At 65.5% G+C, this 21,582-nt stretch carries 19 protein-coding genes; 3 read left to right on the top strand and 16 right to left on the bottom strand.

The genetic code is table 11. The annotated features are described in order from the left end of the window. A partial coding sequence (gene speD / locus ACIP0B_RS18015; protein ID WP_400834463.1) for an adenosylmethionine decarboxylase occupies positions 1-564 on the bottom strand: 564 nt, incomplete at its 3' end. A 237-nt stretch (positions 565-801) separates the two neighbouring features. Next, a complete protein-coding gene (locus tag ACIP0B_RS18010) occupies positions 802-1,224 on the bottom strand; it encodes an OsmC family protein (RefSeq protein WP_085586222.1) in 423 nt (140 codons plus the stop codon). A 236-nt stretch (positions 1,225-1,460) separates the two neighbouring features. Here ACIP0B_RS18010 and crp point away from each other — a divergent pair, with 236 nt between their 5' ends. Further along, a complete protein-coding gene (crp, locus tag ACIP0B_RS18005; RefSeq protein WP_085586224.1) occupies positions 1,461-2,105 on the top strand; it encodes a cAMP-activated global transcriptional regulator CRP in 645 nt (214 codons plus the stop codon). 10 nt (positions 2,106-2,115) lie between these two features. On the opposite strand, the gene ACIP0B_RS18000 is transcribed toward crp, so the two are convergent. From ACIP0B_RS18000 to ACIP0B_RS17985, 4 genes are all read right to left on the bottom strand, one after another. Beyond that, entirely contained in the window at positions 2,116-2,814 is a 699-nt protein-coding gene (locus tag ACIP0B_RS18000) for a biotin/lipoate A/B protein ligase family protein (RefSeq protein ID WP_400834459.1), read from the bottom strand. A gap of 96 nt (positions 2,815-2,910) precedes the next feature. After that, positions 2,911-3,747 carry an indole-3-glycerol phosphate synthase TrpC gene (gene trpC, locus ACIP0B_RS17995; RefSeq protein ID WP_400834456.1) on the bottom strand — a complete coding sequence of 279 codons (837 nt, stop codon included), beginning with the start codon at positions 3,745-3,747 and terminating at the stop codon, positions 2,911-2,913. Then, positions 3,744-4,793, bottom strand: coding sequence for an anthranilate phosphoribosyltransferase (trpD, locus tag ACIP0B_RS17990; RefSeq protein ID WP_400834453.1), 1,050 nt, complete (start codon positions 4,791-4,793; stop codon positions 3,744-3,746). The genes trpC and trpD overlap by 4 nt, the downstream gene beginning before the upstream one ends. 9 nt (positions 4,794-4,802) lie before the next feature. Continuing rightward, positions 4,803-5,396, bottom strand: a complete 594-nt coding sequence (locus ACIP0B_RS17985) for an aminodeoxychorismate/anthranilate synthase component II (protein ID WP_400834450.1) — start codon at positions 5,394-5,396, stop codon at positions 4,803-4,805. 428 nt (positions 5,397-5,824) lie between these two features. Here ACIP0B_RS17985 and estP point away from each other — a divergent pair, with 428 nt between their 5' ends. Next, positions 5,825-7,735 carry an esterase EstP gene (estP, locus tag ACIP0B_RS17980; protein ID WP_400834447.1) on the top strand — a complete coding sequence of 637 codons (1,911 nt, stop codon included), beginning with the start codon at positions 5,825-5,827 and terminating at the stop codon, positions 7,733-7,735. A gap of 205 nt (positions 7,736-7,940) precedes the next feature. Here estP and trpE read toward each other — a convergent pair whose 3' ends face one another. The 10 genes from trpE to ACIP0B_RS17930 form a co-directional block, all read right to left on the bottom strand. Beyond that, positions 7,941-9,419, bottom strand: coding sequence for an anthranilate synthase component I (trpE, locus tag ACIP0B_RS17975; protein ID WP_400834444.1), 1,479 nt, complete (start codon positions 9,417-9,419; stop codon positions 7,941-7,943). A gap of 72 nt (positions 9,420-9,491) precedes the next feature. Continuing rightward, positions 9,492-10,310 carry a phosphoglycolate phosphatase gene (locus ACIP0B_RS17970; protein WP_085629932.1) on the bottom strand — a complete coding sequence of 273 codons (819 nt, stop codon included), beginning with the start codon at positions 10,308-10,310 and terminating at the stop codon, positions 9,492-9,494. Beyond that, a complete protein-coding gene (gene rpe, locus ACIP0B_RS17965; protein WP_085586240.1) occupies positions 10,307-10,981 on the bottom strand; it encodes a ribulose-phosphate 3-epimerase in 675 nt (224 codons plus the stop codon). The genes ACIP0B_RS17970 and rpe overlap by 4 nt, the downstream gene beginning before the upstream one ends. Before the next feature lie 112 nt (positions 10,982-11,093). Next, complete coding sequence (locus tag ACIP0B_RS17960; RefSeq protein ID WP_400834440.1) at positions 11,094-12,242, bottom strand: iron-containing alcohol dehydrogenase; 1,149 nt, start codon at positions 12,240-12,242, stop codon at positions 11,094-11,096. Positions 12,243-12,446: 204 nt separating this feature from the next. After that, entirely contained in the window at positions 12,447-13,271 is an 825-nt protein-coding gene (locus ACIP0B_RS17955; protein WP_400834437.1) for an ABC transporter permease, read from the bottom strand. A 13-nt stretch (positions 13,272-13,284) separates the two neighbouring features. Beyond that, positions 13,285-14,532, bottom strand: coding sequence for an ABC transporter permease (locus tag ACIP0B_RS17950; RefSeq protein WP_400834434.1), 1,248 nt, complete (start codon positions 14,530-14,532; stop codon positions 13,285-13,287). 179 nt (positions 14,533-14,711) lie between these two features. Further along, positions 14,712-15,755, bottom strand: coding sequence for an ABC transporter substrate-binding protein (locus ACIP0B_RS17945; protein ID WP_400834432.1), 1,044 nt, complete (start codon positions 15,753-15,755; stop codon positions 14,712-14,714). Between the two features lie 49 nt (positions 15,756-15,804). After that, complete coding sequence (locus tag ACIP0B_RS17940) at positions 15,805-16,929, bottom strand: ABC transporter ATP-binding protein (RefSeq protein WP_400834429.1); 1,125 nt, start codon at positions 16,927-16,929, stop codon at positions 15,805-15,807. 379 nt (positions 16,930-17,308) lie between these two features. Next, on the bottom strand, positions 17,309-17,950 hold the full coding sequence (locus ACIP0B_RS17935; protein WP_400834426.1) for a response regulator: 642 nt from the start codon (positions 17,948-17,950) through the stop codon (positions 17,309-17,311). A gap of 61 nt (positions 17,951-18,011) precedes the next feature. Further along, positions 18,012-20,408, bottom strand: a complete 2,397-nt coding sequence (locus tag ACIP0B_RS17930) for a PAS domain S-box protein (RefSeq protein ID WP_400834423.1) — start codon at positions 20,406-20,408, stop codon at positions 18,012-18,014. A gap of 73 nt (positions 20,409-20,481) precedes the next feature. Here ACIP0B_RS17930 and ACIP0B_RS17925 point away from each other — a divergent pair, with 73 nt between their 5' ends. Next, entirely contained in the window at positions 20,482-21,471 is a 990-nt protein-coding gene (locus ACIP0B_RS17925; protein WP_400834420.1) for an alpha/beta hydrolase family protein, read from the top strand. Positions 21,472-21,582: the final 111 nt, after the last annotated feature.

Raw genomic sequence — 21,582 nt, 5'->3', positions numbered from 1 at the left:
CGAGTTGATCTCGTGGTCGAAGAAGTGCTTGTTGCCTTCGACGTCACGGGTGAAGCCGCGCACACGGTAATCCACGGTCACGATGTCCGAATCGAACTGGTGAATCAGGAAGTTGAGCGCTTTGAGCGGTGAAATCACGCCGCAGGTCGACACGTCGATGTCCACACGGAAGGTCGCGATGCCGGCGTCCGGATGGATTTCCGGGTAGGTGTGCACCGTGATGTGGCTCTTGTCGAGGTGGGCGAGGATGATCTCGGGCAGCGGGCCCGGAGACTCTTCGATCTGGCTGTCGGTCGGGGTCACCGGCTCTTCAGAGATCAGAATCGTGACGCTGGCGCCTTGGGGTTCATAGTCCTGACTGGCAATGTTCAGGATATTGGCACCAATGATATCGACAACTTCCGTGAGGATCTGCGTCAGGCGCTTCGCGTTGTACTCTTTGTTGATGTACTCGACGTAGGCCTGCTGGTCTTGCGGGGTTTCCGCGTAGCAGATGTCATAGATGTTGAAGCTCAAGGTCTTTGTCAGGTTGTTGAACCCGTGGAGCTTGAGTTTGCTTTTCACCGTTGAAAACTCTCTATGTATGCGGCACGGCCGCGTGATCAAGCATGCCCGTCAAGTGCGAACGACGCACCTGCGTAGGACGGTTAACACCTCTTCGCGATGGCGATTTTGGTTATCTGTTCAGGCGCATGACCCGTCTGCCGACCGGTCACTGCCGTGAAAAAAGTGGCGCATTATGCAGACGTCGGCGGGGGATCGCCAGAGTCTGCACTGCTTTTATGATAGTTGAATGTCGGCTCAGCCGAGCTCGACGATCTCGTAGTCGTGGGTGATGGCCACGCCGGCCGCGCCCAGCATGATCGAGGCCGAGCAGTACTTCTCGGCGGACAGCTCGATGGCGCGCTTGACCTGGGCTTCCTTCAGGCCACGGCCCTTGACCACGAAATGCATGTGGATCTTGGTGAAGACCTTCGGGTCTTCGGTCGCGCGCTCGGCGTCCAGGAACGCTTCGCAGCTTTCGACCGCCTGACGGGCCTTCTTCAGGATGCTGACCACGTCGAAATTGCTGCAGCCGCCGACGCCCAGCAGGAGCATCTCCATCGGGCGGACACCCAGGTTGCGGCCGCCGGCCTCCGGCGGACCGTCCATGACCACGACATGGCCGCTGCCGGATTCGCCGAGGAACATGGCTTCGCCAGCCCATTGGATGCGTGCCTTCATCGCCAAGACTCCACTGTAGAAAAAAGGGCCGCCAGCTTAGCACAGGGCTACGCTTTGACAGCGACTGCCATTCCTAGGACGGATACGGCCATGACGTAGGTAAATTCTCGAATCTTCAAGGAAGTGTCTGGTAAGCTGGCGCCAAATCACTGACGCCCGGCCAACCTTTCAACGGCCGCTGACGACGCCTCATAAGAAAACCAAACATCACCGTGCAGTCTTTTCGGGATACAACCATGGTTGGTATTACCCCCACCCCCAAAATCAAGAACCTCGACAAGCTGTTGATGCATTGCCAGCGCCGCCGACATGCGGCCAAGAGCAACATCATCTGCGCCGGCGACCGCTCCGACACGCTGTACTTCATCATCAAGGGTTCGGTGACGATCCTGATCGAGGACGACGACGGCCGGGAGATGATCATCGCCTACCTCAACGCCGGGGACTTCTTCGGCGAACTGGGGCTGTTCGAGCAGGCCGGCCAGGAGCAGGAGCGCAGCGCCTGGGTGCGGGCCAAGGTCGAATGCGAAGTCGCGGAAATCAGCTACGCGAAGTTCCGGGAACTGTCGCAACAGGATCCGGACATTCTTTACGTGCTCAGCGGACAAATCGCACAACGCCTGCGCAACACCACACGCAAGGTCGGCGATCTGGCGTTTTTCGACGTGACCGGCCGCGTGGCCCGTTGCCTGCTGGAGCTGTGCAAGCAGCCCGATGCGATGACCCATCCGGACGGCATGCAGATCAAGGTGACCCGTCAGGAAATCGGCCGGATCGTCGGTTGTTCGCGGGAGATGGTCGGCCGCGTGCTCAAGGACCTGGAAGACCGCAACCTGGTGGACGTGAAAGGCAAGACCATGGTGGTCTTCGGCACGCGCTGAGCCCGCAGGCTCAAGCGCCGTAGACCTGCGCCAGCATGTCCCGGAAGAGCGCCTCGAGACGCGTCAACGCCTGCGCATCCGGAAACTTCTCATGCAGCGCAATGTGGCTTTGCGCACGCACCCGCTGCTCCAGCCCGCAGGCCTCATTGAAGCGGTTGACGGCCGCGGCCATCGATTCGCGCTCGTCATCCATCAGCATCGCACCGTGCACCAGCCCCACCGGCCGCTGACCGCCCTGACTCTGGCGCCAGCGCTGGGCGGTGCCGACCATCTTGCGCCCGTCGAGGTTGACGTTGAACCGGCCGTCGCAGAACGCGCCGTCGATCTCGCCCAAGGAAGACGTGCCGCCCATCTCATCCAACAGCCGGCAGATCGGGTCGCACAGGCGCCGGTAGCCGGTCTCGATCCGGTTCAGGTCGCCCTCACTGCGCGGCGGTGCGTACACCAGCGCGATGTTGACGGTCGAGGCCGACTGCGGCACCGGTTCTCCGCCGGTTTCCCGCAGCAGCACCGGCCAGCCGGCCGCGGCCGACACTTCGCAGGCGTGCTCGAACCCGGGCAGGCGGTTGAGGCGGCGCGGCATGACCAGCGCCCGGTCGCTCGGGCGCCAGAACAGCAGGCCGGACTCGGAATCACCGGCGCAGACGGAGGCCAGCAAGTCCTGTTCGGCCTGCAGTCCGGATTCGATGGTCAGGGACGTGGGGATCATAAGGTTTCCATGGGACTTGTGGTCTGAGGTGAGTCTTATGCCGCCTTCGCGGGCAAGCCCGCTCCCACAGGGGGCACGGGCGCCGGCGTGGAAGGGTCAGTCGAGGGTCGAACCGCTCACAGGAACGCCGCGTTCCGGGAAGAACAGGCGCTGCAGCTCGGTGCCCGGGCTTTCGGCGCGCATGAACGCCTCGCCGACCAGGAACGCATAAACGTCGCTGATTTCCATCAGTTCGACGTCGGCACGGTTGAGGATGCCGCTCTCGGTGATCACCAGGCGGTCGCGCGGGATGCGCGGCAGCAGGTCGAGGGTGGTCTCCAGGCTGACGTCGAAGGTGTGCAGGTTACGGTTGTTGATCCCCACCAACGGCGTGTCGAGGGTCTTCAGCGCACGCTCCAGCTCATCGCCGTCGTGGACCTCCACCAGCACGTCGAGACCGACGTCCTTGGCGACCGACGCCAGCTCCTTCATCTTCACGTCATCCAGGGCGGAGACGATCAGCAGCACGCAATCGGCGCCCAGGGCGCGGGCTTCGACGATCTGGTACGGATCGATCATGAAGTCCTTGCGGATCACCGGCAGCGAACAGGCCGCGCGGGCCTGCTGCAGGTAGGCGTCGGCGCCCTGGAAGTAGTCGATGTCGGTCAGCACCGACAGGCAGGTCGCCCCGCCCTTCTCGTAGCTCTTGGCGATGTCCGCGGGCACGAAGTTTTCGCGGATCACGCCCTTGCTCGGCGAGGCCTTCTTGATCTCGGCGATGACCGCCGGCTGCTTCTTCTTGGCTTGCGAAAGCAGCGCCGTGGCGAAACCACGGGGTGCATCGGCCGTCCTGGCCAGGCCTTCCAGCTCGCTCAGGCTAACGCGGGCGCTGCGCTCGGCGACTTCCTGAAACTTGCGGGCCAGAATGTTTTCCAGAACCGTCGGTACACTCATCCCTCATTCTCCACTTTGAATACCGCGGTAAAGGCACCCAGCTCCTCGAGCTTCTCCCGAGCGAGACCGGTGTGCAGGGCGTCGTGCGCAAGCTCGACGCCCTCTTTAAGGCTGCTGGCCAGGTCGGCGGCGTACAACGCCGCACCGGCATTGAGCACGATCATTTCAGCGGCTTTCTGGCCGTTTTCGGTCTTGCGCTTGCCCAGCGCATCGCGGATCAGCGCCAGCGACGCTTCCGGGCCCTCGACCGACAGGCCGTGCAGGCTCTGGCTCTTCATGCCCAGGTCTTCCGGCTCGACCCAATACTCGCTGATCTGGCCATCCTTCAGCTCGGCCACGAAGGTCGGCGCCGCGAGGCTGAACTCGTCCAGGCCGTCCTTCGAATGCACCACCAGCACATGCTTGCTGCCCAGGCGCTGCAAGACTTCGGCCAATGGCCGGCACAGGGCCTGGGTGAACACGCCCACCACCTGATGCTTCACACCGGCCGGATTCGTAAGCGGGCCGAGCATGTTGAACAGGGTGCGCAGACCGAGCTCGCGGCGCGGGCCGGCGGCGTGCTTCATGGCCTTGTGGTGGGTCTGGGCGAACATGAAACCGATGCCGACGTTGTCGATGCAGCGGGCCACCTGGGTCGGGGTCAGGTTCAGGTAGATGCCGGCGGCCTCCAGCAGGTCGGCGCTGCCGCTCTTGCCCGACACCGCACGGTTGCCGTGCTTGGCCACGGTGCAGCCGGCCGCCGCGACGACGAACGACGAGGCGGTGGACACGTTGAAGATGTTCGCGCCGTCGCCGCCGGTGCCCACCACGTCCACCACGCGGTCGAGGGTCTTGAGCTCGACCGTGTCCGCCAGCTCGCGCATGACCGATACCGCGCCGACGATCTCGTCGATGCTCTCGCTCTTCATGCGCATGGCCATCATGAACGCGCCGATCTGCGCGTCGGTGCATTGGCCGGTCATGATTTCGCGCATCACATCGCGCATTTCTTCGGTGCTGAGGTCGAGGTGGTCGACGATGCGGCTCAGGGCTGTCTTGATGTTCATGAAAGGTCCTTAGCGCACGCCGCCGGTCTGTTTGAGGAAGTTGGCGAACAGTTCATGGCCCTGTTCGGTCAGGATCGATTCCGGGTGGAACTGCACGCCTTCGATGTTCAGGGTCTTGTGGCGCAGGCCCATGATCTCGTCCACCGAGCCGTCCTCGTGCTGCGTCCAGGCGGTCAGCTCCAGGCAGTCGGGCAAGGTCTCGCGCTTGACGATCAGGGAATGATAGCGGGTGACGGTCAGCGGCCGGTTCAGGCCTGCGAACACGCCCTTGTCCTCGTGGAATACCGGGCTAGTCTTACCGTGCATCACTTGGCGGGCACGCACCACATCGCCGCCGAAGGCCTGGCCGATGGACTGGTGGCCGAGGCAGACGCCGAGGATCGGCAGCTTGCCGGCGAAGTGCTTGATGGCCTCGATGGAGACGCCGGCTTCGGTCGGGGTGCAGGGGCCCGGGGACACCACGATGCGCTCCGGGTTGAGCGCTTCGATTTCGGCGACGGTCAGTTCGTCGTTGCGCACGACCTTGACCTCGGCCCCCAGCTCGCCGAGGTATTGCACAACGTTGTAGGTAAAGGAGTCGTAGTTGTCGATCATCAGCAACATGGCGTTTCGAACCTCTTGAATTCTGGCGTGAAGACAGCCTTCGGATGGCCTGCCCGCAGGGCGCTGCACGATGTCGGACGCGAAGGTCGCGCCGGCACAGCGGTCAATCAAACGGGCAAGGAAGGCAAAGCGGTACAGATCCGGCGGGGCCGGCAGAGAAGATTCAGGCGCGCCAACGCCAGCGGGCGTGCGCCTTGATGACTTGATCCAGGAGTTTGCTGACGATCAACACGGGGAAGGTCTCGTTCATACGTTCCGGCACAGTAACTTAGCTGGGCAGAGCGTGCAATATGATGGCGGGGCCGGCCGGCGGCCAAATCGAAGCAGGCACATCAAAACCGGGGAGTGTTCGCGACAGATGGCAAAACGCCGGATGTTTTTGGTACTGTCGTTTCGTTCACTACAACAATAAATAAACGGACTTGCCCATGATCAAACAGACGTTGTTCGTACCGCTGGCCGGATGCTTGCTCGCAATGGCCTGCGCCCAGGCGGTCGCCGCACCCAATCCCTACTCGAATTTCGTCGTCTTCGGCGACAGCCTCAGCGACGCCGGGACGTTCACCGACAGCGGCGGCCCGGCCGGCTCGGGCAAGCGCTTCACCAACCGCACCGGCCCGGCCTATCAGGACGGCAGCGGCGAATTCTATTCGCTGAACGCCACCCAACTGCTCGGCGGCCGCCTGGGCTTCACGCCGGACCAGACCGCCTCCGCCGACTCGGCGGTGCGCGCCAACCAAGGCCTGCCGGACGGCAACAACTGGGCCGTCGGCGGCTACCGCACCGACCAGATCCTGGACTCGATCACCAGCTCGTCCGCCTCCGGCGAACGCACCCGCACCGGCTACCTGCCGTCCAACGGCTTTCGCGCCGACCCGAACGCGCTGTACTACCTGACCGGCGGCGGCAACGACTTCCTCCAGGGCCGCGTCACCAGCCTCGCCCAGGCCAGCGCCGCCGCCGACCGCCTGGTCGACAGCGTGCAGACCCTGCAAGGCGCCGGCGCCCGCTACATCATGGTCTGGCTGCTGCCGGACATCGGCCTCACCCCGGCCATCAACGGCTCGCCGCTGCAGGCCTTCACCTCGCAGCTCAGCGCCCAGTTCAACACCGAGCTGGTCAGCCAACTGCAAGGCGTCAACGCCAACGTCATTCCGCTGAACATTCCGCTGCTGCTCAGCGAAGTGTTCGCCAACCCGGCCCAGTTCGGCCTGGCCACCGACCAGAACCTGGTCGCCACCTGCTTCAGCGGCAGCGGCTGCACCGAGAACGCGCGGTACGGCATCAACAGCGCCACGCCGGATCCGACCAAGCTGATCTTCAACGATTCGGTGCACCCCACCGAGGCCGGGCAGCGCCTGATCGCCGACTACGCCTACTCGCTGCTGGCCGCGCCGTGGGAGCTGACCCTGCTGCCGGAAATGGCCCAAGGCTCGCTGCGCGCGCACCAGGACGAGTTGCGCAACCAATGGCTGGCCGACTGGGAGAACTGGCAGGGCGTGGGCCAATGGCGGGCCATCGTCGCCGCCGGCGGCCAGCATCAGGACTTCGATGACCAGAGCGCCGCAGCCAGCGCCGACGGCAACGGCTACAACCTGAACATCGGCGCCAGCTACCGCCTCGACGACGCCTGGCGCGTCGGCGTCGCGGCCGGGCTCTATCACCAGAAGCTCGAGGCCGGCGACAACGACTCGGACTACAAGCTCAATTCCTACATGGGCACCGTGTTCGCCCAGTACCAGCAGAACCGCTGGTGGGGCGACCTGGCGATGACCGCCGGCCGCCTGGACTACGACAGCCTCAAGCGCAAGTTCCAGCTGGGGGTCAACGAACGCGGGGAGAAAGGCGACACCGACGGCTACGTGCTGGCCATCGGCGGCCGCGTGGGCTACGACATCGCGCCCGAGGCGAGCAGCCCGTGGCACCTGTCGCCGTTCGTCAGCGCCGACTTCGGCAAGGCGCAGGTGGATGGCTACTCGGAAAAAGGCGCGGACGCCACTGCGCTGACCTTCGACGACCAGTCACGCATTTCCCGTCGCCTGGGCCTCGGCATCCAGGGCAAGTACCAGATCACCGCGCAGACCCAAGTGTTCGGCGAGTTCGCCCATGAACGCGAGTACAACGACGACGCCCAGGACCTGACCATCAACCTCAACAGCCTGCCGAACAACCGCTTCACCCTCGAAGGCTATACCCCGCAGACCAACCTCAACCGCCTGAACCTGGGCGTGAGCCACAACCTCAGCAAGGAAGTGGCGTTGCGCGCCAGCTACAACATCCGCAAGGACGACGACTTCACCCAGCAAGGAGTGAATGTCGGGGTGAGCCTGGACTTCTGATACGCAGGCAACAAAAAAGCGGCGCCTTCTCAGGCGCCGCTTTCTTTTTGTGGCGAGGGAGCTTGCTCCCGCCGGGGCGCGAAGCGGCCCTGTTGCGATGGGCCTGCGTTGCAGGCCAGCGGGAGCAAGCTCCCTCGCCACAGGGGCATCCGGCCACGACATCCAGAAGAATGATGGCGTCACCCAGCCACAGGGCAACCCGATGTCAGTCCGGGGTCTGCTCGGCCAACGCCACGGCGCGGAACATCGCCCGGCGCTTGTTGATGGTCTCTTCCCACTCCAGCGCCGGCACCGAGTCGGCCACGATGCCGCCGCCGGCCTGCACATGCAGTTCGCCGTCCTTGATCACCGCCGTGCGGATCGCGATGGCGGTGTCCATGTTGCCGTTCCAGGCGAAGTACCCCACCGCACCGCCGTACACGCCGCGCTTGACCGGCTCCAGCTCGTCGATGATTTCCATCGCGCGGATCTTCGGCGCGCCGGACAAGGTGCCCGCCGGCAGGATCGCCCGCAGCGCGTCCATCGCGGTCAGGCCTTCCTTCAGTTGGCCGGTGACGTTGGAGACGATGTGCATCACGTTGGAGTAGCGCTCGATGACCATCTTCTCGGTGAGCTTCACCGAGCCGACCTCCGAGACGCGCCCGGTGTCGTTGCGGCCCAGGTCGATCAGCATCAGGTGCTCGGCGATTTCCTTGTCGTCCGACAGCAGGTCCTCCTCCAGCGCCAGGTCCGCCTCTTCGGTGGCCCCGCGCGGGCGGGTGCCGGCGATCGGGCGCACGGTGATCAGGTTGTCTTCGACCCGCACCAGCACTTCCGGCGAACTGCCGACCACGTGGAAGTCGCCGAAGTTGAAGAAGTACATGTACGGCGTCGGGTTGAAGCAGCGCAGCGCGCGGTACAGGTCGATCGGCGCGGCCTTGAAGTCGATCGACATGCGCTGGGACGGCACGACCTGCATGCAGTCGCCGGCCAGGATGTATTCCTTGATGGTGTCGACGGCTTTTTCGTAGTCGTCCTGGGTGAAGCTGGAGCGGAACACCGGCTCGGCCGCCTGTTGCTTGCCGAAGTCCAGGCCGCGGCGCGGGGTGATCGGCTGACGGAGCTTCTCAAGCAGCGCCTGCAGCTGCGCCTGGCCCTGCTCATAGGCGTCGGCCCGGGACGGATCGGCCAGGACGATGGCGTGCATCTTGCCGGCGAGGTTGTCGAACACCACCACGGCGTCGGAGACCATCAGCAGGATGTCCGGCACGCCCAGCGGATCCGGGTTCGGGCATTTGCCCAGGCGTTTTTCCACGTAGCGCACGCAGTCGTAGCCGAAGTAGCCCACCAGGCCGCCGTTGAAGCGCGGCAGGCCGGCGATGGTCGGCACGTTGTAGCGGGCCTTGAAGGCCTCGACGAACGCCAGCGGGTCTTCGACGTCGTGGCTTTCGGTCTCGACGCCGTCGACGGTGACGCTCACGTGGTGGTCATGGACCCGCAGCACGGTGCGGCACGGCAGGCCGATAATCGAGTAGCGGCCCCACTTCTCGCCGCCCTGCACCGATTCGAGCAGGTAGGAGTTGGGCTGGTCGGCCAGCTTCAGGTAGATCGACAGCGGCGTGTCGAAGTCGGCCAGGGTTTCGCAGGCCAGCGGGATGCGGTTGTAGCCGGCAGCGGCCAGGCGCAGGAATTCTTCGCGGATCATGGGGTGCCTCGTGGTGTGAGGTGCAAATCGGTCAGGTGTGCAAACGCGCCGGCAGGGCCGGCCAGGATCACGTCAGGCGCGCCAACGCCAACGGGCCAGGGCCTTGATGACTTTCATCCAGAGTTTGCGGGTGACCACCACGATGGCGTTTCCAGAAGGGGATTGAGAAGCGTCGGGCAACGTTATCCCAGCGGCCGGATCCAGGCAACCGGGAATTAGCGTGCGCAAATCGTCGATCACCAGCGCCGGGGATTCCTCGGCGATCGGCCGTCCGTGGTTGTAGCCGTAGGTGAGGCCGACGCACTTGACCCCCGCCGCTTTCGCCGCCAGCACATCGCTGCGCGAATCGCCGACGAACAGCGACTGCGAGGCCGGGATGCCGGCCATCTTCATGACGAAGAACAGCGCCGCCGGATCCGGTTTCTTCTGCGGCAGGGTGTCGCCGCCGATGATCCACTTGAAGTAGCGGCCGATCTTCATCTGGTCCAGCAGCGGCGCGACGAAACGCTCCGGCTTGTTGGTGATCAGGGCCATGGCCACGCCCTGCTTGTGCAGCCACTTGAGGGTGTCGCGCACGCCGGGGTAGACCACGGTCAGCTCATGGCTGGCGCCGTAGGCCTCCATGAAGACCTCCAGCGCCCGCTCGGCCTCGGCGTCGTCCACCGCCGAATGGTCCAGACCGCCGGCCAGCGCCCGGCGCACCAGCACCGGCGCGCCGTTGCCGACCCACTCGCGCACCGCCTCAAGGCCGGCGGGCTCGCGGCCGAGGGTGAGCAGCATGTTGTCCACAGCCGCCGCCAGGTCAGGAACCGAATCGATCAGCGTGCCATCCAGATCGAACATCACCAACCGCGGCAGTTGCCCCGGGAACAGCTGCTCAAAACCGCTCATGGACGGGCCGACGCCAGTTCGGAGCGCATCTTGTCGATGACTTCCTTGTAGTCCGGCGCGTTGAAGATCGCCGAGCCGGCCACGAAGGTGTCGGCGCCGGCCGCGGCGATCTCGCGGATGTTGTTGACGTTGACGCCGCCGTCGATCTCCAGGCGAATGTCGCGGCCCGACGCGTCGATGATCGCCCGCGCCTCGCGCAGCTTGTCGAGGGTGGCGGGAATGAACTTCTGCCCGCCGAAGCCTGGGTTGACGCTCATCAGCAGCACCATGTCGACCTTGTCGATCACATACTTGAGCACGTCCAGCGGGGTGGCCGGGTTGAACACCAGGCCGGACTTGCAGCCGCCCTCGCGGATCAGCTGCAGCGAACGGTCGACGTGCAGCGAGGCTTCCGGGTGGAAGGTGATGTAGGTGGCGCCGGCCTCGATGAAGTCGCCGACGATGCGGTCCACCGGGCTGACCATCAGGTGCGCGTCGATCGGTGCGGTGACGCCGTACTTGCGCAGCGCCGCGCAGACCATCGGGCCGATGGTCAGGTTCGGCACGTAGTGGTTGTCCATGACATCGAAGTGAACGAAGTCGGCGCCGGCGGCCAGGACGTTGTCCACTTCCTCGCCCAGGCGGGCGAAGTCGGCGGAGAGAATCGACGGAGCAATTACGAAGGGCTGCATGACGCACCTTTTCTGAGCCAAATCACGATGGCGCGCATTGTAGCCTCATGCTTTGGCGCGCGCACCGTGACCGCGATGATTGGGTTGTGCCATGACGGACGGCCGCCGCGCCTCAGTAAGCCGCGCGGTAGATCTTCTCGATGTCGGCGGCGCTGAGCCGGCGCGGGTTGTTGCGCATCAGGCGCTCGATCCCGGCGGCCTCCACGGCCATGGCCGGGATCGCCTCCTGCGGCACGCCGACGCTGCGCAACCCGACCGGGATCTCCACCGCCGCGCACAGGTCGGCCATCGCCTGCACGGCCTTGTCCGCCGCTTCGTTGGCGCTCAGGCCGGCGGTCTTCACCCCCATGGCTTCGGCGATATCCTGCATCCGTTCGACGCAGGCCATCTTGTTCCAGGTCATGACATGGGGCAGCAACAGCGCGTTGCTCACGCCATGGGCCACGTTGAAGCGCCCGCCCAGCGGGTAGGCCAGCGCATGCACCGCGCCGACCCCGGCATTGCCGAACGCCATGCCGGCCATCAGGCTGGCGGTGGCCATGTCTTCCCGGGCCTGCAGGTTGGCCCCGTTGGCGTAGGCCTTGGGCAACGCCTTGGCGATCAGCCTGACCGCGCCGATGGCCAGGGAATCGGTGATCGGCGAGGCATTGACCGACAGGTACGACTCGATGGCATGCACCAGGGCATCGACGCCGCTGGCGGCGGTGACCCCGCGCGGGCAGGTCAGGGTCATCTGTGGGCTGACCAGCGCCACGTCCGGCAACAGGTAGTCGCTGACGATGCCCTTTTTCAGCTGCGCGGCCTTGTCCGAGAGGATCGCGACGTTGGTCACTTCCGAGCCGGTGCCGGCGGTGGTCGGGATGGCGATCAGCGGCGGCCCCTTGCGCGGCACCTGGTCGACGCCGAACAGGTCTTCCAGCGCACCGTGGTAGCCGGCGTACGCCGCGACGCTCTTGGCGATGTCGATGGCGCTGCCGCCGCCGAGGCCGATCAGCCCGTCGTGCCCGCCCTCGCGGTAGGTGCGCATGCAGTCCTCGACGATGGCGGTTTCCGGATCCGGCTGCACCCGGTCGAAGATCTCGTAGTCGCGCCCGCCCATCTGCGCCAGCGCCAGTTCCACGGTGCCGGACCTGACCAGCGCGGCGTCGGTGACGATCAGCGGGTTGTCGACATCCAGCCGTGTCAGTTCCGCCGCCAGTTGCTCGATGGCCCCGGCGCCGGTGATCAGTTTGTGAGCGATCTTGAACGAGGAAAGACTCATTGTGCGCAGCCTCTTATAGATGTGGGAGCTGAGCACAAGCGTAGCTGGGGATTCGGGGTTGTCTGCCATTCAGCGCATGAATGGCCACCGCGCCGATGCCATCGCCGGCAGGCCGGCTCCCACAATCTTGGCTGCGGTGAATCCTGTGGGAGCCAGCCTGCTGGCGATGGCGCCAATGAAGGCGCCGCAAATCGGTAGGCGGCCTCAGACCTGGGCGGTGCGCAGTTTCTCGCTGCGCCCGCGCAGCCATTCCAGCGTCAGCAGCAGGATCACCGAGAAGGCGATCAGCAGCGTGGCGGCGGCGGCGATGGTCGGGCTGAGGTTTTCGCGGATGCCGCTGAACATCTGCCGGGGCAGGGTCGCCTGCTCGGGGCCGGCGAGGAACAGGGTCACCACCACCTCGTCGAACGACGTCGCGAAGGCGAACAGCGCCCCGGAGATCACCCCCGGCGCGATCAGCGGCAGGGTCACCCGGCGGAAGGTCACCAGCGGCGAGGCGCCGAGGCTGGCGGCGGCGCGCACCAGGTTGTGGTTGAAGCCCTGCAGGGTCGCGGACACGGTGATGATCACGAACGGCACCCCCAGCACCGCATGCACCACGATCAGCGAGAAGAAGCTGTTGCCCAGCCCCAGCGGCGCGAAGAACAGGTAGCTGGCCACGCCGATGATCACCACCGGCACCACCATCGGCGAAATCACCAGCGCCATCACCAGCGACTTGCCGGGGAAGTCCCCGCGGGTCAGGCCGATGGCCGCCAGCGTGCCGAACACCATCGCCAGCACGGTCGCGGCCGGGGCGACGATGATGCTGTTCTTGAGCGAGCGCATCCATTCGGCCGAGGCGAAGAAATCGTGGTACCACTGCAGCGAGAAGCCTTGCAGCGGGTACACCAGAAAGCTCCCCGAGTTGAACGACAGCGGCACGATCACCAGCACCGGCAGGATCAGGAACAGCAGGATCAGGCCGCAGAGGATCCGCAGGCTGTAGAACCACACCCGTTCGACGGGCGACATGTAAGGACTCAGCATTTCGGTTTTCCCCTTAGCCCAGGCGCAGGCGGCTCGCGCCCACCAGCCAGCTGTAGATCAGATAGAGCACCACGGTGGCCAGGAGCAGCAGCCCGCCGAGCGCGGTGGCCATGCCCCAGTTGATGCTGGTGTTGGTGTAGAACGCGACGAAGTAGCTGACCATCTGATCGTTCGGGCTGCCCAGCAGCGCCGGGGTGATGTAGTAGCCGATGGCGAGGATGAACACCAGCAGGCAACCGGCGCCGACGCCGGCGTAGGTCTGCGGGAAGTACACCCGCCAGAAGCTGGCGAACGGGTGGCAGCCGAGGGAGATCGCGGCGCGCATGTAGGTCGGCGAGATGCCCTTCATCACGCTGTAGATCGGCAGGATCATGAACGGCAGCAGGATGTGCACCATCGAGATGTAGACCCCGGTGCGGTTGAACACCAGTTCCAGCGGCTTGTCGATGATGCCCATGGCCATCAGCGCGCTGTTGATCAGGCCGCCCGACTGCAGCAGCACGATCCACGCCGCGACCCGCACCAGGATCGACGTCCAGAACGGCAGCAGCACCAGGATCATCAGCAGGTTGCTCTGGCGCGACGGCAGGTTCGCCAGCAGGTACGCCAGCGGATAGGCCAGCACCAGGCAGATGCCGGTGATGATCAGGCCCATCCAGAACGTGCGGGCGAAGATGTCCAGGTAGATCGCCTGATCCGGGGTGGCCGGGGCCAGTTCGCCGAGGTCGTCGATGCGGTGGTCGACCGCCGCCAGCAGGTAGAACGGGGTAAGGCTGCTCGTGTTGCGCTTCACCGCTTGCCAGTAGGCCGGATCGCCCCAGCGCTCGTCGATGCCTTCCAGCGCTTCTTTATAGGAGGCCGGTTCGGTGGCGAACGGCAGGCCCCGGGCGGTTTTGGTCAGCAGGCTGCGGTAGCCGGCCAACTCCATGTTCAAGCGCTTGGACAGATCGCCCAGCGTCTGGTTCTTGCGGGCCTCGGCGAGGTCTTCGCCGGCCGCCTTGTAGACCGGTTCGGCGGGCAGGCCACGGCCGTCCCAGCCGGCGATGGCCGCCACGGTGCGCGGCATGCCGCCGACCACTTCCGGGTTGCCGACGCTTTTGTAGAGCAGCGCCACGATCGGCACCAGGAACACCAGCAACAGAAACAGCACCAGCGGCGCGATCAGCGCCTGGGCCTTCCAGCGGTTGACCCGCTCGGCGTGCTTGAGCCGCTGCTTCAAGGTGGGGCTGTTGCCCTCGTTCAGGGGAACGGCGATGGCCATGACGTACTCCGCAAATCGATCTTTCTAATTCATCCCACCTGTGGGAGCAGGCCGGTGTGGCGAGGGAGCTCGCTCCCGCGTGAGCGCAAAGCGCTCACATGCGTTTCGGGGCCGCTGTGCAGCCCCGGCGGGAGCAAGCTCCCTCGCCACAACCACTCACCCACAAGGCCGGTGTGTGGTTACTTCGCCGCCCAGGAATTGAAGCGCTGCTCCAGCTGCTCGCCGTTGTCAGCCCAGAAGCTGACGTCGATCTGCACCTGGTTGGCGATGTTTTCCGGGGTGGTCGGCATGTCCTTCAGGACATCCTTGGCCAGCAGCGGCACCGCCTGGGTGTTGGCCGGACCGTAGGCGATGTTTTCCGAGTAGGTCTTCTGCTGCTGCGGCTGCACCGAGTAGGCGATGAACTTCTTCGCCGCTTCCGCGCGGGCCTTGTCCAGGCCTTTCGGGATGGCCCAGGCGTCGAAGTCGTAGATGCCGCCGTTCCACACGACCTTGAGGTTGGATTCCTTCTGCACCGCCGCGATCCGGCCGTTGTAGGCCGAGCTCATGACCACGTCACCGGAGGCCAGGTACTGCGGCGGCTGGGCACCCGCTTCCCACCACTGGATGTTCGGCTTCAGCTCGTCCAGCTTCTTGAACGCACGGTCCTGGCCGTTCTTGCTGGCCAGTTCCTTGTAGACGTCCTTGGGCGCGACGCCGTCGGCCATCAGGGCGAATTCGAGGGTGTACTTGGCGCCCTTGCGCAGGCCGCGCTTGCCCGGGAATTTCTTGGTGTCCCAGAAATCGGCCCAGCTGGTCGGTGCGGTCTTGAGCTTGTCGGCGTTGTAGGCCAGCACGGTCGACCACACGAAGAAGCCTACGCCGCACGGCTGGATCGCGCCTTTGACGTAGTCTTCGGTCTTGCCGAACAGCGCGGGGTCGAGCTGCTCGAACATATCTTCGTCGCAGCCGCGGGACAGCTCCGGCGACTCGACCTCCACCAGGTCCCACGACACGCTCTTGGTGTCGACCATGGCCTTGACCTTGGCCATTTCGCCGTTGTACTCGCCGGCGACGATCTTGCCGTTGCCCGCCGCTTCCCACGGGGCGTAGAAGGCTTTGACTTGCGCCGCCTTGTTCGCACCGCCAAACGACACCACCGTCAGGTCGGGACCTGCGGCCATGGCGCTTGCCGCACCCATCAGGCCCAGGGTCAGGGCGGTGAACTTCAGGGATCTCAACATTTATTGTTCTCTCCACGTGCAGGGTTGGTGTTGGTGTTGCGGGGGGCGATCAATGCGCCTCTTGAAGAGGGTCGAGCGCGCGGACGTGCTCGACCTGCCAGCCGAGCGGAACCACGTCGCCGACGCTGAGCGCAGGATCGAGCTCGGCGATCGGCTGTTTCACGAAGAAGTCGGTCTTGCCGCAGACTTCCAGGCGCACCCGGACGTGGTCGCCCAGATAGATGAATTCGGCCACCCGCCCGGAGAAGCGGTTGACGCAGCGGTCGCTGGAGCCGTTGAGGCTCACCCGCTCCGGACGGATCGACAGGGTCACCGGCTCGCCGCTCTGGCCGACGTTGACCGCCAGCGCCTCGACCTTTTCCCCGCGGCCGAGCTCGACCACGCAGCGCTCGCCGTCCTGGCTGAGCAGGCGGCCGTGGAGGCGGTTGTTCTCGCCGATGAAGTTGGCGACGAAGGTGTTCTTCGGTTCTTCGTAAAGGGTGCGCGGCGGCGCGATCTGCTGGATCTCGCCCTGATGGAACACGGCGACGCGATCGGACATGGTCAGGGCCTCGCCCTGGTCGTGGGTCACGTAGACCACGGTCACGCCGAGGCGCTGGTGCAGGTGCTTGATCTCCATCTGCATGTGTTCGCGCAGCTGTTTGTCGAGGGCGCCCAGGGGTTCGTCCATCAGCACCAGCTGCGGCTCGAACACCAAGGCGCGGGCCAGGGCCACACGCTGCTGCTGGCCGCCGGACAACTGCCCCGGATAGCGCTGGGCGAACGCATCGAGCTGAACCATGCCCAGGGCCTTTTTCACCTTGTCGGTGACGTCGCTCTTGTTCAGGCCGCGCACGGTCAGGGGAAACGCCAGGTTCTCGGCCACGGTCATGTGCGGGAACAGGGCGTAGTTCTGGAACACCATGCCGATGTCGCGCTTGTGCGGCGGCACGTTGTTGATCGCACGGCCCGCCAGCAGGATTTCCCCGGCGGTCGGCGTCTCGAAGCCGGCGAGCATCATCAGGCTGGTGGTCTTGCCCGAACCGGACGGCCCGAGCAGGGTCAGGAACTCGCCTTTGCGGATGTCCAGGTTGAGGTCTTTGACGATCAGGTTCTCGCCGTCGTAGCTCTTCTGCACTCCACGAAAGCTGACCAGCACATCGCTGGCCCCTGCGTTTGTTTCGACCTGGCTCATACCCGCACCTTTGTTGTTGATGACTGCTGTGGGATTAAGCCTAGTGGCTGCCCGCAGCCGCGCAAATCGGGGTGCAGGAGAGATTCGCCTCAGCCGGATGGAAGGTTGGGGGTAGGGATCGCCCTACAAGGATGGCGCGTTTGGGCAAACAAGCAGGCAAGCTTGCAGCTGCAAGCCTCAATCGCGGGCAGGGGTCGTGTCGCTAATGGACATGTCGGCAACCGATGCCTGTGGGAACTTCCTGCGGTGCCTTGGAGGACGCCATCGCCAGCAGGCTGGCTCCCACACTGATTTGCGGCGGGCGCAGATTCTGCATTCACCCCGCAACCCTGTGGGAGCCAGCCTGCTGGCGATGGCGGCCACCGGGAAACCGCAAAGGTCAGAGCAGCTTGTGCTCCATGGCGTACTTCACAAGTTCAGCGAGGGAGGTGATGTTGAGCTTCTGCATCAGCCGCGCCTTGTGGGTGCTGATGGTCTTGCTGCTCAAGGCCAACTGCTGGGCGATGTCGTTGACGTTGGCGCCCTGGGCCAGGCGCTCGAACACCGAGAATTCGCGTTCCGACAGCAGCGAATGCAACGGCCGGGCATCGGTCAGGCCGACTTCGAAGACCATGCGGTCGGCCAGTTCCGGATCGATGTAGCGGCCGCCCGCCGCGACCTTGCGGATGGCGGTCAGCAGCAGCGACGGGTCGCTGTCCTTGGTGGCGTAACCGGCGGCGCCGACCTTCAGCGCCCGCGCCGCCATCTGCGCCTCGTCGTGCATCGACAGCACCAGGATCGCCGGCGGGTTGTTCAGCGCGCGGATCCGCGGAATCGCCTCCAGGCCGTTGACGCCCGGCATCGAGATGTCCAGCAGCACCACCTCGCACGGCACGTTGCGCAGGGTTTCGAGCAGCTGTTCGCCGTTGCTCGCCTCCCCCGCCACTTGCAGATCCTTGGCCAGGCCGATCAATTGCTTGATGCCCTCGCGCACGATGGTGTGGTCTTCGGCTACCAGTACACGGATCACGTCGTTCTCCATTCTTGTCGTTTCAGAGCCCATCTCATTCGCGGACACGGCGCCGCACCTGCGGGGCGAGCCGTCAGGCCTCATCCACCGGCACCCGCACCACCAGGCTGGTGCCCTCCCCCGGCTCGCTGTCGAGCTGCAGGCGGCCGCCCATGATCAACACCCGCTCGCGCATGCCCACAAGGCCGAATGATGTCGGCCTGCCGGCTGCGGCGACAAATCCTACGCCATCGTCACTGACCGACAGACACAGTTCGTCGCCTTCAAGGGCCAGCGTCACTTCCACAGTATGCGCCTGGGCATGGCGCATGACATTGGTCAGCGCCTCCTGGAGAATCCGGAACAGGCCGACGGCCTTGGCGTCGCTGAGGGCCGGCAGGCTGTCCGGCACCTGCACCAGGCACGGGATCTGGGTACGGGCCTCGAAGCGCCGGGCCTGCCACTCGATGGCCGACGCGATCCCGGCGTCCAGGATCGGCGGGCGCAGCGCCGTCGCGACATCCCGCACCAACTGGAACAATTGGGCGATCAGACGCTTCATGCTGTTGAGCCGCTCGTGCAGGCCGGGATCGAGCTGTGCGTAGGCCAGTTCGCACATCGACGTCTCCAGCTTCAGCACCGTGAGCATCTGCCCCAGTTCATCGTGCACTTCCCGGGCGATGCGCGCCTTCTCCTCCTCGCGCACGCTTTCGAGGTGCGCCGACAGCTCGCGCAACTGCTCGCGGGACGCGGCCAGCTCCAGCTCGATGCGCTTGCTTTCGCTGATGTCCCAGACGATGCCGTCCCAGACATACGCGCCATCGTCCAGCCGACGGGTGATCGCCTTGATCTCGGCCCAGCGCTGTTCGCCCTGGCGGGTGAGGATGCGGCCTTGCCAGGTCCAGTCGCTGTCGGTGTCCAGCGCACGGTCCTGGGTCTGGTGATAGCTGGCCTTGTCGTCCGGATGCACCAGGCTGCGCAGGCCCATGTCGCGGTGGGCGATGGCGGCCGGGGCGTAGCCGACCAGGCTCTCGCTGCCCTCGCTGATGTAGGCGAAGTCGATTTGCCCGGTCACCGGCGCCCGCTCCAGGCGGAACACCAGCCCCGGCACGTTGGCCGCGATGCCCTTGAGCCGCGCCTCGCTTTCCTGCAGGGCCGCCAGGGCCCGGCGGCGTTCGGTGACGTCGGTGAGATAGACCACCAGGTACTCGCTGTCGCGGAACCTGAGGAAACTCAGCGACACATCCGCCGGCAGGATGCTGCCGTCGGCCCGCACGCACAGGCTTTCGAAGCTCAGCGGTTCTTCCTCGCGGGTCCTGGCGCGCCGCCACAGGTTCAGCCAGCGGTCCATGTGCAGGCCCGGCTCGAAGTCGATCAGCGGCCGCTCGATGATCCCGCCCGGCGGGTAGCCGAGCATGGTCTCCGCCGCCCGGTTGGCGTAGCGCACATGGCTGTCCCAGTTGACCCAGAGAATGCCGACGGTGCTTTGGTCGATGGAGAACTGGGTCAGGCGCAGGGCCTCTTCGCTGGCGGCGCGCAGGGCGATGTCTTCCCGCGCGGCCAGCAGGCGCTGTTCGAGGCTGTGCTGCTGGCGCCGCTGCCAGGCCACGATGGCCACGCAACTGAGCAGCAGCACCGCGAACAGCAGGCTCAGGTTCTGCCAGAACCCCGGCGACTCCGACAGCCGCGGGTACTTGGGCTGCAGCCAGCGGGTGTGCAGCCGCTCCAGGTCCTTGGCCGGGATCACCCGCAAGGCGCTTTCGACGATGCCGGCCAGTTCCGGCCAGTCCCGCCGCGTGGCCACCCGCAGCAATTGCGGCAGACCGATGTCGCCGACCACCACCAGCCCGGAAAACTCCGGCTCCACCGAGAGGCGCCCGAGCTGGGCCTCGTCGACCACCGCATAACCGGCCTGCTGACCGAGCAACAGTTGCAGGGCCTGACGCTCCATCGGCACGCCTTGCAGATTGAGGTGCGGATAATTGCTGCGCAGGTAGTCGGCCGTGGCGCTCGGCATGCGCACGGCGACGCGGGTCTGGCTGTCGAGCTTCTCCAGCTCCACCGTGCCGCCGGCCTTCTGGTCGCTGACCACCAACTGCGGCACGCGCATGTACGGATCGGAAAACAGCCACAGGCGCAGCGCCCCCGGCGTCTGGGTCAGGCCCGGCGCGATGTCGATCTCGCCGTCCCTGGCCGCGGCCTCCAGTTGCGCCAGGTCAGGGAAGTTGCGCCAGGTCAGTTCGACGTCGAGGGACTTGGCCAGCCAGTTCATCAGGTCGACGTTGGCCCCGGACAACCGCTGCAGGCGCCGGTCGTACTGCGCATACGGCGCCTGCAGCACCAGGCCGACCCGCAGCTCGCGGTGCTGCGCCAGCCATTGCCGCTCGCCGGACGACAACTGCGCGACGTGGGCCGCGGGCGCAGGCGCGGCCCAGCCCATCAAGGGAAACCACAAACAGCCGATAACCCACAGGCAGCAAAAACGCATCATCGAAGTCTCGTACACTGACAAATTCTGACCAACCCATTAGGCTGCCGGGATACTTTCTGGCCTGGAATAACCGATGCCCCCTGTCTACCGCCTGGCAATGCCAGCATTGTGCCTGTCGCTGATCCTGCCTTGTGCGTTTTCCGTCGAAGCCGCCGATCCGGCCCCTGCCGCCCAGGCGGAACAACCCGCCGAAGAGAAACCCGCCGAACGCCAGCCGTTGCCTGAGCGTAGCCAGGAAGAGTCGGCCGCACTCGAACGCAAGGTGCCGGCGCAGGAACAGCAGCAGTTGCAGGCCGGCAGCGACAGTTTCCTCGCCCTGTGGAAACCGGCCAATACCGCCGAACCCAAAGGCGCGGTGATCATTGTCCCCGGCGCCGGCGAAACCGCCGACTGGCCCCAGGCGATCGCGCCGCTGCGGCAAAAGCTGCCGGATGCGCAATGGAGCAGCCTGAGTATCACCCTGCCGGACCTGCAAAGCGACGCCATCGCACCGCGCGCGGCCGAAGCGCCCGCCGCGCCGAAGGCCGCCGAGCCGGGCAGCAAGGACTCCACCACCGCCGAGCCGATCGAACAGGCCGCCGGCGGCGAGGCCGACGTGGCCGACAAGGTCGTCGCCGAAACCACCGAGGAACAGGCCAAGGCCGACGCCGAACGGATCTTCGGCCGCATCGACGCCGCCATCGCTTACGCCGAACAGCAAAGTGCGCGCAGCATCGTCGTGATCGGCCATGGCACCGGCGCCTACTGGGCGGCGCGCTTCCTGAGCGAAAGGCAGACGGCGCAAGTGGAGAAGCTGGTGCTGGTCGCCGCGCAAACGCCGCTCAAGGCCAAGCCGGAGCTGGCGGAACTGACGCCGACCCTGAAACTGCCGACGGCCGACCTCTACTACATGGACAAGGCTTCGGACCGCAACTCGGCGCTGGAGCGCCTGCAGGCCAGCAAGCGCCTGAAGACCTCGGCGTTCAGCCAGGTGGGGCTCAAGGCCCTGCCGGACAAGAAGGCCGAGCAGGAGCAACTGTTCCGCCGGGTGCGCGGCTGGCTGAATCCGCAGAGCGCGGACTGAGAGACCGCGTCAGCCCCATCGCGGGCAGGCCCGCTCCTACAGTTGACCGTGTTCAAACTGCAGGAGCGGGCCTGTCCGCGATTCGGCCGCTGCAAACACCCCGGAACACAG

The organism is Pseudomonas sp. NPDC089534, assembly GCF_044749305.1.
GTDB classification, from domain to species: domain Bacteria; phylum Pseudomonadota; class Gammaproteobacteria; order Pseudomonadales; family Pseudomonadaceae; genus Aquipseudomonas; species Aquipseudomonas ekonensis.
This window is presented reverse-complemented; position numbering and strand designations above follow the sequence as displayed.